The sequence below is a fragment of the Ruegeria sp. CDSC042 genome, assembly GCF_059610745.1.
This window is the reverse complement of sequence record NZ_JBXWOF010000006.1, coordinates 191,176-207,288: the sequence shown is the minus strand read 5'-3', so window position 1 is coordinate 207,288 and position 16,113 is coordinate 191,176. Positions and strand designations below refer to the sequence as shown.

The window sequence follows — 16,113 nt, the reverse complement described above, 5'->3', positions numbered from 1 at the left end:
AAAGCCAATAATGGGGGCATGAAATGCTTGCCTATATCATCCGGCGATTGCTGATCGCCGTTCCAACGATCCTGTTGCTGATCGTTGCCTGTTTCTTTCTGATGCACTACGCGCCCGGCGGGCCGTTTACCTCGGAACGGCCATTGCCGCCGCAGGTACTGGCCAATATTGAGGCGCGCTATGGTCTGGACCAGCCGCTGTGGAAACAGCTTTGGGACTATCTGTACAACATTGTCGTGCATTTCGATTTCGGCCCGTCCTTCAAGTTCAAGGACCGGGACGTCAATGATATCATTTCGCAAGGCTTCCCGATCTCGCTGACTTACGGGTCATTGTCATTCCTGCTGGCAAGTGTCGTAGGTATTGGCCTTGGGATCGCCGCAGCCATCCGACACAACAGCTGGATCGACTATTTTGCCGTAGGTCTGGGTATCGCTGCGCAGGCTCTGCCGAACTTCATCATGGGCCCGATCCTGATCCTGACCTTCACTTTGTGGCTGGGATGGTTGCCGGGTGGTGGCTGGAACGGCGGTCAGTGGCAATACCTGATCATGCCTGTCATCGCATTGGCCACCTCCTATATGGGGTCGATCGCGCGGATTACCCGTTCGTCGATGCTGGAAGTTCTGAACTCGAACTTCATCCGCACGGCCCGGGCCAAGGGTTTGCCTACCAGGACCGTAATCTGGCGCCATGCGTTGAAGCCCACGCTGCTGCCGGTGGTGTCCTATTTGGGGCCGGTCTTTGTCTATGTTCTGACCGGATCGGTTTTCGTCGACATCTATTTCTCGACCGGTGGTCTGGGGCAGGCTTATGTCGGCTCGGCCCTGTCGCGTGACTATGCGGTGCTGCTGGGGGTCACGATCCTGTACGGCACGCTGACAGTGATCGTGAACCTGCTGACCGACCTGGCATATGCCTGGTTCGATCCGAAAATCCGGTACTGAGGGGCACAAAATGCTAGGAAAATCACAAAAAGCCGCCCATCTGGCCGAGGACATCACCGATTTCACGGCCGTTCAGGGGCGTTCCCTTTGGCAGGATGCGCGGATGCGGTTTGTCCGCAACAAAGCCGCAATGGCGAGCGTATTCATATTGCTGATGATCGTTCTGTTCACAATCTTCGGCCCCTATTTCGCCGTTTGGAGCAATGAGGAAATCGATTGGAACGTTATGGGTGACATCCGTGGCATGGGAATGCCGTCGATCGAGACCGGGCACTTCTTTGGCGTCGACGATCTGGGGCGCGACCTTTACAGCCGGGTCATTCAGGCCACAACAACATCGTTGTTGGTGGGGCTCGTCGGGGCGGCCACCGCGTTGATTGTTGGCACCTGCTATGGCATCGCCGCCGGGTATATTGGCGGGCGCCTTGACGGCGCGATGATGCGGTTCGTCGATATCCTTCTGGCCATTCCGACGACTCTGATCATTATTCTGTTGCTTGTGGTGGCCGGTCGGTCGTTCTTTACCCTGTTCATCGCGTTGGGCGCGGTTGGTTGGTTGACCATGTCACGGATCGTTAGAGGGCAGACTCTGGCCCTGAAAAACCGCGAATTCATCGAGGCCGCGCGTGCCGCCGGTGTCAGCGAATTCACCATCATGTATCGCCATATCCTGCCCAACCTGCTGGGCGTGGTAATCGTCTATGCTTCGCTTCTGGTGCCCGAGATGATCCTGACCGAAAGCTTTATCTCGTTCCTCGGACTTGGCATCTCGGAGCCCTATACCTCGCTAGGCCGTCTGATCGCTGAAGGGGCAGGCACAATGGGGTACGGAACCCTCTGGCAGCTGATGTTCCCTCTGACATTCTATGTCGCCATTATCATCACGATGTTCTTCATCGGCGATGGGCTGCGTGACGCTCTGGACCCAAAGGATCGCTGATATGAGCTTGTTCTCTGTTAAGGACCTAAGCGTCCAGTTCGACACCCCCGATGGTGTGGTCGAGGCCGTCAAAGGCATCAGCTTTGACATTAATCCGGGCGAATGCCTTGGTATTGTGGGCGAAAGCGGGTCCGGTAAAAGCCAGACTTTCATGGCCGCAATGGGGCTGTTGCCTTCAGCGGGTCGTGCAATCGGTTCGGCCACGCTGAACGGCAAGGAAATCCTGAATCTGCCTATCAACAAGCTGAACCAGATCCGGGGCGATGACGTCGGCATGATCTTTCAGGATCCGCTGACAGCCCTGACCCCGCATCTGAGGGTCGGGCAACAAATGCGTGAGGTTCTGCAGGTTCACGAAGGGTTGCAGGGTTCGGCCGCTCGGGCGCGCTGTCTGGAGTGGTTGGACCGGGTCCGCATCCCCGAGGCGAACCGTCGTCTGGATCAATACCCGCACGAATTGTCGGGGGGCATGCGCCAGCGTGTCATGATCGCCATGTCAATGTTGTGCAACCCAAAGCTGCTGATCGCCGATGAACCGACCACGGCGCTGGATGTGACGGTCCAGGCCGACATCCTGGACTTGATGGTGCACCTGCAAAAAGACGAAGGCACTGCCATTGCGCTGATCACGCATGACATGGGCGTGGTGGCACGGATGTGTGACCGCATTCAGGTCATGCGTCTGGGTCAGTTTGTTGAGGCCGGGGACACACGCGAGATCTTCCGCGCGCCGCAGCATGAATACACCCGCACCCTGCTTGAAGCGATGCCGCGCATTGATGCCGGTGACGCGCCAAAAGCTCTGGAAGAAACCGACGCACCTTTGCTTAGGGTCGATGACGTGAAGGTGCATTTCCCGATCCACGTGTCGGGCGGGTTGTTCGGGCGCAAGGTACCGCTGAAAGCTGTGGACGGTGTCAGCTTTGACATCCGTAAGGGCGAGACGCTGGGCGTTGTGGGTGAATCCGGCTGTGGCAAATCCACACTGGCGCGGGCGGTTCTGCAGCTGATCGAACCCAGCGGTGGCAATGTCAGCTGGTTGGGCCATCCGATTGTCGGGCTAAAGCGGGCCGAGCTGAACAAGTACCGCAAGGACCTGCAGATTGTGTTCCAGGATCCGCTGGCCAGCCTCGATCCGCGAATGACCATCTCGGCCTCTATCGCCGAACCGCTGAAAACCTATCGCCCGGATCTGACAGAGCGTGAGCGCAAGAAAATGGTCGGCGAAATGATGGAGCGGGTTGGCCTGCAGGCCAACATGATCAACCGCTATCCGCACGAACTGTCCGGTGGGCAGAACCAGCGGGTCGGGATCGCGCGGGCGATGATCAACAAGCCCAAGCTGATCATTTGTGACGAGGCGGTCTCGGCTTTGGACGTGTCGATCCAGGCCCAGATCGTAGAGCTTTTGAAAGAGCTGCAGCAGGAATTCGGGCTGTCGATGATTTTCATCAGCCACGACCTGTCCGTGGTACGGACAGTGTCAAACCGGATCATGGTACTGTATCTGGGGCGCATCGTCGAATTGGGAGATGGAGAGGTGATCTGTTCGCAGCCTCTGCACCCCTATACCAAATCGCTGATCTCGGCGGTCCCGATCCCCGATCCGGATGTGGAACGGCAACGCCAGCGCCTCAAATTGCCGGGAGAGCTGCCTTCGCCGATGGACCCGAAAGCGGCGCTCAGGTTTTTGCCCAGCCGGCTATCGGCCGGTCAGAACGATTATGTTCCACAGCTCAACGAGGTCGCACCGAACCATTTCGTGGCCGAGCATGATCCGCTTGAGACAATCCTGGCGAACACTTAAATCCCCTGTCCCCGAGGCCGCATGAACAGCCTCGGGGACAGGTTCGGCTTTGCACGACTTCATGACGATTCTTGGCGTATTCTTGCCAATGAATGGGCGAAGGGCCGGATTGTACAACAAAACACCGGTAAATGACGGGTTTCAAAGGCATCAAACGGCGGTTCGTTTTGACTTCCCCTACCCCCGATGGCACCTTCCTGTCAGATTTTAGACTGCGGCCGCGATGTCATTGATTGTTCTGACTGCGCAGCCTAATAGGAAACCCCGGCCTGCCCTACGCGGTCGGGCAAGAATTGAATTTGAGAGGTAACATGGTACGCAAGGTCACCAAGGCGATTTTCCCCGTTGCGGGATTGGGCACGCGTTTTCTCCCAGCGACAAAATCCGTCCCCAAAGAGATCATGACACTGGTTGACCGTCCTTTGGTTCAATACGCAATCGACGAAGCCCGCGCCGCAGGTATTACCGAATTCATCTTTGTAACTTCGCGTGGCAAATCTGCGCTGGAAGATTACTTTGATCACAACCTCGTTCTGGAACAGGAGCTCAAGGCCAAGGGCAAGGATGACCTGCTTGAAGCGCTGAATGCAACGAATATGGAAAGCGGCGCCATCGCCTATATCCGCCAGCACAAGGCGCTTGGTCTGGGCCACGCAGTCTGGTGTGCCCGCCGTCTGATCGGCGACGAGCCATTTGCAGTAATGTTGCCTGATGACGTCATTGCTGCTGATAAACCCTGTCTGCAGCAGATGGTCGAAGCCTATGAGGAAACCGGCGGCAATATGGTCGCAACGATGGAAGTGCCAAACGAAAAAACCAGTTCCTATGGCGTTCTCGATGTAGGCGAAAACGTCGGCTCAGTGGTTCGCGCCAGAGGAATGGTTGAAAAGCCCAAGCCGGAAGAAGCCCCCTCGAACCTAGCCGTTATCGGTCGGTATATTCTGGGGCCGTCAGTGCTGTACAATCTCAACCAAAAGAAAACGGGCAGTGGCGGTGAGATTCAGCTGACCGATGCTATCGCAGAAGACATCTGTAACGGTGTGCCTGTGTTTGGCTATAAATTCGACGGTCAGCGGTTTGATTGCGGCTCGAAAGCCGGGTTCCTTCAGGCAACTGTTGCCTTTGCGTTGGCCCGTAGTGATCTGCGTGATGACCTGAGCCAGTATCTGAACGAGATAGCCGCCGCCGGGAAGGCCGCTCAATAGCGCCCGCAACCTTCAGCATGTCGTTTCTAAAGTGACAAAGTCCAAGAACCTTCGAGGCAAGCCGCAATGACCACCATCCATCCCATCATACTCTGCGGAGGGTCCGGCACCCGACTGTGGCCCCTGTCGCGCAAAAGTTACCCCAAGCAGTTCGTCCCTCTGATCGGTGATTCAAGCCTGCTTCAGGATTGTGCTGAACGAATGCAGGGACCCAAGGACGCGCCTTATGCCAAGCCGCTGATCCTTACCAATGATGCATTCCGTTTTGTGGTTCCGGAACAACTGGGCGCGATTGGCATAGATCCGGGCCCCATTCTGATCGAACCCGAAGGGCGCAACACAGCACCAGCGGTTCTGGCCGCCGCGTTGTATCTGGCCGCCAGCAACCCGGATGCGATCATGCTTGTCGCCCCATCGGACCATGTCATCCCGGACAAAGCTGCGTTTCATCAGGCAGTTACCGAAGGCGCGCGCGCGATTTCGGATCGTGGGGATCTCGTAACTTTCGGGATCACTCCGGACCGGCCGGAAACCGGCTATGGATATCTCAAGCTCAGCCATGCCCCAGATACGGGCAACACCGCCATTGCGCTGGACCGTTTTGTCGAAAAGCCTGATCTGCAGAATGCACAAGCCATGATCGCCGATGGCAGCTATCTTTGGAATTCGGGGATATTTCTGTTCGCGGTCAAAGACATAATCGCTGCATTCAAAGAACATGCGTCCGCACTGCTGGATCCGGTCGGCAAGGCCGTCCGTGAGGCAAAGACCGACCTCGGGTTTCTGCGCCTCGATCCCCAAGCCTGGGGCACGGTCGAGGATATCTCGATCGACTACGCGGTCATGGAGAAGGCCCGCAACCTGAGCGTCGTGCCCTATGCGTCGGGCTGGTCGGATGTCGGCAGCTGGTCGGCAGTTCAAGAGCTGAGCAATCCAGACGCCGATGGGGTTGCCACCACGGGCCAGGTTACCACCATTGACTGCCGGAACGTATTGGTGCGTTCAGAAACCCCCACGCAAGAAGTTGTTGCGATGGGTCTGGAAAACATGATCGCGGTCGCCATGCCCGATGCGGTTTTGGTGGCCAGCATGGACAAGGCTCAGGACGTCAAACAGGCGGTTGCGGCCCTGAAGGCCAAAGGCGCCAAACAAGCGGAATCGCTGCCGGTCGATCATCGCCCTTGGGGCTGGTTCGAAAGCCTGGTCATCGGGGATCGGTTCCAGGTCAAACGCATACACGTTCACCCCGGCGCCTCACTAAGCCTGCAATCTCATCACCACCGGTCTGAACACTGGATCGTTGTACAGGGCACGGCAAAAGTTACGATCGACGAAGATGTGCGCCTGATCTCTGAAAACCAGTCTGTCTACATCCCGCTCGGTGCCGTTCATCGGATGGAGAATCCGGGCAAGGTGCCGATGGTTCTGATCGAGGTCCAGACCGGGTCTTATCTGGGTGAGGACGACATCATCCGGTACGAGGATGTGTACGCCCGCAGCTAACCTTTCACGGTGATTGGTAAACTTAAGGGCAGCTTCGGCTGCCCTTTTTCGTTGAATCCTGACCTTTGGCTACGCCCCATGGAATCCTCCAAACGTTAGCAAATGATTATTCGAACGTTCGGTCAGATCAGACCGGATTCATCCTGGGCACGGCAATGTGGCGCGCAATGCAATAGTCGGACCGACAGCTACAGGAGGACGCCACCCGTGTCACAAAACTCACCCAGATTGGATTTACCTTTCCTGCAACCTTCGCAGGCCCAGAAACACGTCACCCATAACGAGGCGCTGCGTGCTCTGGACCTGATTGTCCAGCTGAGCGTAGCGTCGACAAACGCCTCGGTGCCGCCTGCGGTGCCGGAACAGGGCGAGATTCACGCGCTTGGTGCCAACCCTACCGGGGATTGGGCCGCGCAGCCGGGCGCCCTTGCGGCCTGGTTGGATGACGCCTGGCACTTTGTGACCCCGGGAATCGGCTGGCGGGCCTGGGATGAACAGGCCAACCGGTTGAAGATCTGGGACGGCGCAGACTGGTCCGAACCTCAGGTCGCGACCCAAAACCTGGACGGGTTGGGTATCGCAACCGGGTATGATAGCACCAATCGGCTTTCGATCCGGTCGCCTGCGACGTTGCTCAGCCATGACGGGGCTGGTCACCAGTTGAAGATCAACAAGGCGGCGTCAGGGGATACCGCGTCGCTTTTGTTCCAGTCAAACTGGGTTGGCCATGCGGAAATGGGATTGTCTGGCAATACCGGTTTTTCCATCAAAGTCTCGGCTGATGGCGGATCCTGGACCGAGGCGCTGAGCTTTGACCCCGCCACCGGAACAGCCTTTGGCTCTGCCATTCAAAACGATGCCGAAGACATCACCGCAGGTCGCCTGATGCGGGCCGACTATGGCTACTGCCCCGGAAACCTGCTGGGCTCTGTGTCAGAAACCGCCGGGGTGCCAACCGGCGCGGTCGTTGAACGCGGATCAACCGCCAATGGCGAATACGTTCGGTTTGCGGATGGTACACAAATCTGCACGGGCGTTCTGACGGCCACCGATTGCGTGAACGCCGAAGGATCGCTGTATTCCAGCGCCGAGACCACCTGGAGCTTTCCCGCAGCCTTTGCGTCCGGAACCTCACCCTCGGTCGGTGGCAGTGGCGGCGCGACAAGCCGGTTTATAGGTTTAGGCGCGACCACTGAAACACAAGTGCCCTTTAAGGTTCTATCGGCATCGTCGGACACAAGCAGCTTGTCCCCAACGGTAATCGCAACCGGTCGCTGGTTCTGAGCTTTAGACCGTCCGGAGCTATGCCCAGGCGGTCATTTGGCGCGCAAATCGGTGTCTGCCTGCTCCAGAAACCACGCATAGGTCTCCCGGATACCATCTTCGAGTCCAACGCGTGCTCGCCACCCCATATCGGCCAGTCGGGACACATCCATCAACTTGCGCAATGTCCCGTCAGGCTTGCTGACATCCTGAGTGATCTTACCCGTGAATCCGGTTGTTCCGGCCACCAGGGCCGCCAGCTCAGCGATTGAGATATCTTCGCCGCATCCCACATTGATATGGCTCAGCATCGGCTGGGTATTCGCATCGTAGATATCGCGCGGTAAGTCGAGCACAAACAAGGACGCCTCGGCCATATCATCGACATGCAAAAACTCGCGCCGCGGTTTTCCTGTGCCCCAGATCACCACTTCTTCCAGCCCGTCGCGCTGTGCCTCGTGGAATCTGCGGATCAGGGCCGGCAGGACATGGCTGTTTTCGGGGTGAAAATTGTCTCCGGGTCCGTAAAGATTGGTTGGCATAACCGACCGGTAATCGACGCCATGTTGGCGATTATAGCTTTCACACAGCTTGATCCCGGCGATCTTTGCAACGGCATAGGGTTCGTTGGTGGGTTCCAGCACGCCGGTCAGCAAAGCGTCTTCACGCATGGGCTGAGGCACAGCCCGTGGGTAAATGCACGAGCTGCCCAGTTGCAGCAAATGCTTTACCCCCGCTGCAAAAGCCTGATGGATCACGTTGCATTCAATCATCAGGTTTTCGTAAATGAAATCTGCGGGGTAGGTGTTATTTGCGTGAATCCCACCAACCTTGGCCGCGGCTAGGATCACCATATCCGGACGCTCAGTCTGCATAAAATCACGCACGGCGGGTTGGTCGGTCAGATCCAGTTCGGAATGCCTGCGCGTGATCAACTCCAGCGCTTCGCCTTCGTCCTTGCGGTTTTGCAAACGGCGCAGGATTGCGCCGCCAACCATACCACGATGCCCGGCAACATAGATCTTACGCATGAGGGCCTCCTCAGCCGTTTTCCAGGCTCATTGGCAGCTCAAACCCGTGCTCTTTCAAAAGCGCGTGACGTTTGGCCGTCTTCAGGTCTTCGGTCACCATCTCAGCGCACATTTCCTGCACGGTCAGTTCTGGTATCCAACCCAGTTTGTTCTTGGCGTTTGAGGGATCGCCCAGAAGGGTCTCGACCTCGGCCGGGCGAAAATATTGCGGGTCTATCCGCATCACGACGTCACCGGGTTTCAATCCCGGGGCTTTGTCCCCCTCGATCGAGACGACAGTCGCGGTTTCGTCAACGCCTGACCCGGTGAATTCCAGTGAAACGCCAAGCTCGGCTGCCGACCATTCAATGAACTGACGTACCGAATACTGAACCCCGGTCGCAATCACGAAATCCTCAGGATTGTCCTGCTGCAGCATCAGCCATTGCATCCGCACATAGTCCTTCGCGTGGCCCCAATCCCGCAGACTGTCGATATTGCCCATGTACAGGCAGCTTTCCAGCCCTTGCGCAATATTTGCCAAACCGCGTGTGATCTTGCGGGTAACAAAAGTTTCGCCCCGGCGCGGGCTTTCGTGGTTAAACAGGATCCCGTTACAGGCATACATGCCATAGGCCTCACGGTAATTGACCGTGATCCAGTACGAATAAAGTTTGGCAACCGCATAAGGTGACCGTGGGTGGAACGGGGTGGTTTCGCGTTGCGGGGTCTCTTGCACCAGACCGTAGAGTTCCGAGGTCGAGGCCTGATAGAAGCGTGTCTTTTTCTCGAGCCCGAGAAAACGTATCGCTTCCAGCAAACGCAAAGTACCAATGGCATCTACATCCGCAGTGTATTCCGGGGATTCAAAACTGACGGCCACATGGGACTGTGCGCCTAGGTTATAGACCTCGTCCGGCTGCACTTCGCGAATGATTCGCGTCAGGTTAGACGTATCGCTCAGATCTCCATAGTGCAGGTGCAGTTTGGGATTGGGAACGTGTGGATCCTGATAGATGTGATCGATGCGTTGCGTGTTGAATGAGGACGCCCTACGCTTAATGCCGTGAACTTCATAACCTTTTTCCAACAAAAACTCGGCCAGATACGATCCGTCTTGTCCGGTAATCCCGGTGATTAATGCCGTTTTTGTCATAGTTCCGCCCTACGAAAACAAATGTGTATGATTGCCGACCCAAAAACAGCAAGAATCCCCGGAATGCAACCCAAGCACGCTGACAGGCATTGAAACCGGCGGAACTTTCTTCGAATGTGTGCGCGCCAAAGGCGGTATTTGTTAAGAAGGGTATTTTAGTATGCGTATTGCGATGATCGGAACCGGCTATGTAGGTTTGGTGTCCGGGGTATGTTTTTCCGATTTCGGCCATGATGTCATTTGCGTCGACAAGGCCGAACAGAAAATTGAGATGCTGCAGGCTGGCGAAGTCCCGATATATGAGCCCGGGCTTGACGTCCTGATGGCCAAAAACGTAGCCGCTGGTCGGCTCAGCTTTTCCACGGACCTGGCCGCAGCAGTGGATGGTGCGGATGCTGTTTTTATTGCCGTGGGCACGCCCACACGTCGCGGGGACGGTCACGCCGATCTGACTTATGTGATGGCCGCCGCAGAAGAAATTGCGCATGCGATTACGGGCTACACTGTGGTGGTAACCAAATCGACCGTTCCAGTTGGCACCAATCGCAAGGTGCATCAGGTCATTTCTGCCGCCAACCCGAAGGCCGAATTCGACGTCGCCTCGAACCCTGAATTCCTGCGCGAAGGGGCCGCCATTGATGATTTCATGCGCCCGGATCGTGTGGTTGTCGGCGTTGAATCAGACCGCGCCGCCGATGTCATGGCGGAAATATACCGCCCGCTTTACCTGCGGGACTTCCCGATCCTGACCACCGATCTGGAAAGCGCAGAGATGATCAAATACGCCGCTAACGCGTTTCTTGCGACCAAGATCACCTTTATAAATGAGATCGCAGGCCTGTGCGAACGTGTTGGCGGCGACGTGAAAGAGGTCGCCCGAGGCATCGGTCTGGATGGACGCATTGGCAATAAATTCCTACATGCAGGTCCGGGATATGGCGGATCGTGCTTTCCAAAAGACACCGCCGCTCTGGCCCGGATCGGTCAGGAACATGCCCACCCGATGCAGATCACCGAAACCGTCATCCGGGTGAATGACGAGGTCAAGAAACGGATGATCCAGAAAATCCGAGATGTCTGCGACGACAGTTTCAATGGAAAAACGATCGCTGTTCTGGGCGTGACCTTCAAACCCAATACCGACGATATGCGTGATGCGCCCTCGTTAACTATCGTGCCTGCACTGATCGGTGGTGGGGCAACGGTGCGGGTTGTCGACCCTCAGGGGCGTTCCGAAGGTGAGGCCCTGCTGCCCGGCGTCGAATGGTGCGAAGACCCCTATGCTGCTGCTGCTGATGCGGATGTCGTTGTGCTGTTGACCGAATGGAACGAGTTCCGTGCGCTCAATCTGAGCGAACTAGCTGGCACGATGAAATCCCCCCGAATGGTCGATCTGCGCAATATCTATTCCGAACCCGCCGTCAAGAAATCCGGCTTCGATAGTTACGTCGGTATTGGGCGCTGATCTTCGGATCAAGTTTGGATGGCCGATTCAAAACAACCGGCCATCCGTCATTCATTTTGTCAAAACGCCGCCAGATCCCTAAGGAATAGCGCGATACCCGGGAAGTGGATCAGCATAGCCGTCATCAGCGCCAGGATCGCGAAGAACGGCAAAGTGCCCCGGATCACCTCAAGATAAGGTCTGTTGAAAATCGCGATTGCAGTGAAGATATCGCAGCCAAACGGCGGTGTTGCTGATCCGATGGCCATCTGCAGCGTCACCATAACCCCGACAAGAACCGGATCAATCCCCGAGGCATCCACGATCGGAACGAAGATTGGCGTAAGGATGACAAGCACGACCAGCGAGTCGACGAACATACATCCCACGAAGAAGCACAGCGCGATAATGAACAGGATGTATTCCTGCGACGCGCCTTCCAGGTTCAGCGGCTCTAACAGGCCCTGTGGAATCTGTTCGAAGGAAATATACCAGGAAAACGCCTGACCGATCCCGACAAGGATGAACACAACCGCCGTAATCAATCCTGTGCTGAGAGCGGAATCCAAAACGTCGTTGAGTTTCAGTTCCCTATAAATCACGCATTCGACGATCAGCGCATAAAGCACCGAAAACGAGGCTGCTTCGGTCGGGGTCACTGCGCCGGTGTAGATACCGCCGACGATCAGGACCGGGAAACCAAGCGGCAGTATGGCCTTGCGAAACGCTGCGCGCCGCTCGGCACCGGATTTCTTTGGCACCCGCGCGATCAGATCGCCCTGCAGGACGCTGTAAAAATAGCAATAGACCGAAAACATCAGCGCCAGAACAACGCCCGGACCAATTCCTGCAATGAACAGCTCGCCCACGCTGGTATTGGCCAGCGTGCCATATAGGATCATCCCGATGCTTGGAGGGATAAGGAAGGCGATGTCGCTGGCATTGATGATCAACGCCATGACAAAACTGTCCTTGTAACCGGCCTTCAGCAGCTTTGGCCGCATGATCTGACCAATCGAAACCACGGTCGCCTGAGTCGAACCCGAAACCGAGCCGAACAATGTGCAACTGATGCAGGCCGTGATCGGCAATCCGGCTCGGCGGTGACCGACAAAGGCTTCGATCAGCCCAAGCAGATTATTGGCCGTATGACCTCTCGCCATGATATCGGCGGCGAATATGAACATCGGCACAGCGATCAGCGCGTTTGGCGAAATGCCAGTGACCATCTGCTGGATGATGACGCCAGTATCGCTTTGCGAGAAATGAACAAGGCCAATCAGCGTGGCAACCGCTAGCGGAACAACCATCGGGTAGCTGAGGAACAGCAGAACCACCATCGCCACGACCAGAGCAAAGGTGATGACATAGATATCCAACTCACCAGCTATGACATCGCCAAGGAAATCAAGGAATCCGGGCATCTCAGACTCCTACATCCACTGCGTCATTGTCCTCGACCTCGTACGAGTGCCAGATGCCGACATGAGTGACATTCATGATGAATGCGATCAGATATTGCAGGCTGGCCATAAACAGGCCGACCGGGATCACAGAGTAGATGATATAGACCGGAAACTGCAGCGCCGGGCTCAGACGGTTCAGCTCTTTGATCTCAAGCACGTAGAACACGGACTTATAGGCCAAAAAGGCCAGCAGCATGCTGGTCGTGATCGAAATCAGCGTCAGGATCACTTTCTTGGACCGACGGGACAGCGTGTCATAAACCGCCGTCATCCGAATGTTCCGACCTTTCCGAACCGCATAGGCAAATCCAAAAAAGGTCACGCTGACAATCAGAAACTGGTTCAGCTCTTCCGAGAAGAACAGGCTTTTGCCAAAGGCGTAGCGGCCAATGGCGTTAGCGGTCGAATTCACCATCATCAACAATATGGCCAGAATGATAACGAATTTCTCGATGAACTCGGTGCCCCTACTTAGGGCGACCAATGCGCTTCTCATGATTTTCCCTCCCTCGGCCCGCCAGTCAGCGTTCCGTAAATGAAAGACGCGACGCCTGGATGAGACGCCGCGCCTTTCAGTGATGTCAGCTTTTATTGCGACGCATTGCTCACCTCGTTAAGCAGGCCGTCGAGGATCTTCTGGGCTTGCGCGCGGGCCGCAGGTTTCTCGGCGTCGTCATAGGCGTTTTCGACCACATCGAAGAATGTTTCATGCAATGTGGCGCTTTGGGCTTCAAAGACAGCGCGCTCGTCCTCGGTCAGGACAATGACCTGCAGATCGGGGCGCTCTGCCTTGATCTTTTCCATGTTTTCCAAGTTGATCTTGATCTGATAGTCATGCGCAGCCTGCTCACCCTTGGCGATAGCGTTCTTGACCATTTCCTGCTGATCTGCAGGCAGGCCGTTGAACCAATCGCTGTTGGTGGAAACAGTGCCGACGTAAGGAAGCTGGCCCGGGAAGATCAGGTAATCCTGAACCTCATGCCACTTGGCGTTGTAGATGAAATAGATCGGGTTCACCATGCCATCGACGGTCTTCAACTGCAGCGCGCCATAGACCTCGCCCCAGGACAAAGGAGTCGGGTTAGCGCCAAACGCCTTGAAGGTTTCCACCGGAATGGTCGAGGTGAAGGTACGGATTTTCTGGCCTTCAAAATCCGCCGGGCTGCGGATCGCCTTGTTGGCGCCCCAGGCCATGTCGCCTTCCGAGATCATAGTGAGCAGCTTGAGGTTCACCTTCTCGAATTTCTCGCTGAGGTCTTCGTAGATGGTCGGGCTGGTGGTCAGAACCTCGCGGATCACGTCGATATCACCGCCCAGAACATAGGGAAGATCAAGAACCTGCGCCTCGGGCACATAAGACCCCAGGTGACCGGTGCCCACCGATACGAACTGGACCGTACCCTTAGATGTCAGCTCGACAATATCGTTCTCGGTACCCAACTGACCGTAGTAGTAGATACGCACTTTGATGTCGCCATCGGACTGCTCTTTGACACTTTCGGCGAAGGCCTGTGCAAAGATATCCTGTACGTCGCCTTTGTCCTCTTCCGAGGCGAATTTCCAGGTGTCCGCAAAGGCAGCAGTCGACAGACCTGCCGCGAAAACCGCCGAGGTAATCAGCTTGCTAAAGATGGATGTCATTCTGTTAGTCCTTTCTTGCCCGCTCATGCGAGCCCTTCTGAGATGATGACAAGAGGACGTATTTCCTGCGTCCTCGCCTGTTGGTTGGTTCTCTTGCACAGGGCGCCGTAACCGGCCGCGCCTGACGGCGTGGTCGCGATTCCAAGTGCTGTGACAGCTTCTGCGGCTGCCTGGCCTTCTTCTTCGGAAAGGGTTTCGTAGCTCACGCCGCAGCGCTCGAGCACATCCCAGGCCACGATCGACGGTGCCTTGCAGTCAAGCCGACCCATATTCGAATCCGGCCCATCGCTGCGGGTGGCCCGTCCGGCCAAGTGACTGGCCCGCAAACAGGACGCAGCGCCGGGTTCGACAACAATCAGTTCAGGCTGTTCCGCCCAGTTCAGACGGATCATATGCGACATTGCGGCGGCCAATCCACCGACACCGGCCTGCAGATAGACATGCGTAGGCCACTGCCCCGAGGCTTCAAACTGCTGACGCAACTCTTCGGCGATGACGCAATAGCCCTCCATCACCAGTTTCGGAATCTCGGTGTAACCAGGCCAGGTTCCGTCGGCCAAAAGCGTGGCACCGGTGGTTTTGGCGTCAGCAATAGCGGCGGCGACGCTTTCGTCATAAACATCGCCCGAACGGACAACCTCGGCACCGAAGGTTCTAAGACGGTCGCCGAACCCTTGCGGTACGGTCTGCGCCAGATGAATTCGCGCCTTTGCACCCATCGCCCGCGCCCCCGCCGCAACGCCCATTCCGTGGTTGCCTGCACTTGCGCAGACGAATGTGTGGCTAGATGCGAATTCTCGAAAATCGGCATCCTTCATCCGCGTGAAGGAGAGCGTTTCACCTGTATTCTCGTGCCATGCATCCTCGAGAAGGCGTGCAACCGCATAGGGTGCCCCCAAAGCTTTGAAGGCGCCAAGCCCCATACGCTCTGTCTCGTTCTTGGCCAGAATGCTCTGACCATCCGGCCCCGTGATTTCAATCAGCGGCGATACAGCATAGGTCTCTTGCCCCTGAAAAAACTCCTGCGCACGGACGAAATCCGGGGCGAAGCTTAGGTCGTCGGTCGCTATCATGTATTTTTCATCCGCTTTTTCCATGTGCAGAGATTGTGCATGACCGACCTATTTCTATTTATCGTATTTGACCCTAATCTCGATAATATGTTTCAAACCTGCCTCTTCCATCGCGAGGATTTTTCATGAACCAACAACTTGATGATGCAGACACGATAATCCTCAGAACCCTGCAAAGGGATTGTCGAATCGGGCTGGAACAGCTGGCGCAAGAATGCAGTCTTTCAGTTCCCTCGGTGCAGCGGCGGCTCAAGCGGTTGCGAGATTCCGGGCTGATCCTGAAAGAGGTCGCGGTGCTCAACCCGTCGCGTTTTGACTATAAGATGACCTTCATCGTTCTGGTCGAACTTGACCGGGAATCGCTTCAGCAACTCGATCTGTTCCGAAAACGCGCCAGGAACGAGCCGCAAGTTCAGCAATGCTATTATGTGACCGGTGATGCCGACTTTGTTCTTATCTGCGTCGCGCAGGACATGGAGGATTTCGAGGACCTGACCCATCGCTTGTTTTTCGATAACTCGAATGTCCGCAGATTTCGCACATCCGTCGCGATGGACCGTACAAAGATTGGTCTGGAACTTCCGATCTGAACTTGGCGCTTTTGTGCAATTTTTTCTGCTTTAGGGTCGGAAATTTGATGCGAAACACGCAGCCCTAT

At 56.2% G+C, this 16,113-nt stretch carries 14 protein-coding genes; 8 read left to right on the top strand and 6 right to left on the bottom strand.

Annotated elements, in window-relative coordinates:
• Positions 1–23: 23 nt before the first annotated feature.
• From oppB to AC2FHX_RS14095, 6 genes are all read left to right on the top strand, one after another.
• Positions 24–947, top strand: a complete 924-nt coding sequence (oppB, locus tag AC2FHX_RS14120; protein ID WP_142639832.1) for an oligopeptide ABC transporter permease OppB — start codon at positions 24–26, stop codon at positions 945–947.
• Between the two features lie 10 nt (positions 948–957).
• Entirely contained in the window at positions 958–1,887 is a 930-nt protein-coding gene (locus AC2FHX_RS14115) for an ABC transporter permease subunit (protein WP_142639834.1), read from the top strand.
• Position 1,888: 1 nt separating this feature from the next.
• Positions 1,889–3,694: an ABC transporter ATP-binding protein gene (locus tag AC2FHX_RS14110; protein ID WP_496702155.1), complete on the top strand. Its 1,806-nt coding sequence runs from the start codon at positions 1,889–1,891 to the stop codon at positions 3,692–3,694.
• Positions 3,695–4,005: 311 nt separating this feature from the next.
• Positions 4,006–4,899, top strand: coding sequence for a UTP--glucose-1-phosphate uridylyltransferase GalU (galU, locus tag AC2FHX_RS14105; protein ID WP_142639838.1), 894 nt, complete (start codon positions 4,006–4,008; stop codon positions 4,897–4,899).
• 66 nt (positions 4,900–4,965) lie between these two features.
• On the top strand, positions 4,966–6,402 hold the full coding sequence (locus AC2FHX_RS14100) for a mannose-1-phosphate guanylyltransferase/mannose-6-phosphate isomerase (protein ID WP_496702157.1): 1,437 nt from the start codon (positions 4,966–4,968) through the stop codon (positions 6,400–6,402).
• Between the two features lie 207 nt (positions 6,403–6,609).
• Positions 6,610–7,686, top strand: coding sequence for a DUF2793 domain-containing protein (locus AC2FHX_RS14095; RefSeq protein ID WP_496702159.1), 1,077 nt, complete (start codon positions 6,610–6,612; stop codon positions 7,684–7,686).
• A 32-nt stretch (positions 7,687–7,718) separates the two neighbouring features.
• Here AC2FHX_RS14095 and fcl read toward each other — a convergent pair whose 3' ends face one another.
• Positions 7,719–8,696 (bottom strand): GDP-L-fucose synthase, encoded by a 978-nt coding sequence (gene fcl / locus AC2FHX_RS14090; RefSeq protein WP_496702161.1) that lies wholly within the window; start codon positions 8,694–8,696, stop codon positions 7,719–7,721.
• A gap of 10 nt (positions 8,697–8,706) precedes the next feature.
• Entirely contained in the window at positions 8,707–9,831 is a 1,125-nt protein-coding gene (gmd, locus tag AC2FHX_RS14085; RefSeq protein WP_496702163.1) for a GDP-mannose 4,6-dehydratase, read from the bottom strand.
• Between the two features lie 160 nt (positions 9,832–9,991).
• Here gmd and AC2FHX_RS14080 point away from each other — a divergent pair, with 160 nt between their 5' ends.
• On the top strand, positions 9,992–11,296 hold the full coding sequence (locus AC2FHX_RS14080) for a UDP-glucose dehydrogenase family protein (protein WP_142639848.1): 1,305 nt from the start codon (positions 9,992–9,994) through the stop codon (positions 11,294–11,296).
• A gap of 59 nt (positions 11,297–11,355) precedes the next feature.
• Here the strand turns inward: AC2FHX_RS14080 and AC2FHX_RS14075 are convergent, their stop codons facing one another.
• The 4 genes from AC2FHX_RS14075 to AC2FHX_RS14060 form a co-directional block, all read right to left on the bottom strand.
• Positions 11,356–12,639: a TRAP transporter large permease gene (locus AC2FHX_RS14075; protein ID WP_221929501.1), complete on the bottom strand. Its 1,284-nt coding sequence runs from the start codon at positions 12,637–12,639 to the stop codon at positions 11,356–11,358.
• 61 nt (positions 12,640–12,700) lie between these two features.
• On the bottom strand, positions 12,701–13,237 hold the full coding sequence (locus AC2FHX_RS14070; RefSeq protein WP_142639851.1) for a TRAP transporter small permease: 537 nt from the start codon (positions 13,235–13,237) through the stop codon (positions 12,701–12,703).
• Positions 13,238–13,329: 92 nt separating this feature from the next.
• Complete coding sequence (locus AC2FHX_RS14065) at positions 13,330–14,382, bottom strand: TRAP transporter substrate-binding protein (RefSeq protein WP_496689229.1); 1,053 nt, start codon at positions 14,380–14,382, stop codon at positions 13,330–13,332.
• Between the two features lie 23 nt (positions 14,383–14,405).
• On the bottom strand, positions 14,406–15,479 hold the full coding sequence (locus tag AC2FHX_RS14060; protein ID WP_496702166.1) for a pyridoxal-phosphate dependent enzyme: 1,074 nt from the start codon (positions 15,477–15,479) through the stop codon (positions 14,406–14,408).
• 101 nt (positions 15,480–15,580) lie between these two features.
• Here AC2FHX_RS14060 and AC2FHX_RS14055 point away from each other — a divergent pair, with 101 nt between their 5' ends.
• The gene (locus AC2FHX_RS14055) at positions 15,581–16,045 is read left to right on the top strand and encodes an Lrp/AsnC family transcriptional regulator (protein WP_271949042.1); all 465 of its coding nucleotides are present in this window, start codon (positions 15,581–15,583) and stop codon (positions 16,043–16,045) included.
• Positions 16,046–16,113: the final 68 nt, after the last annotated feature.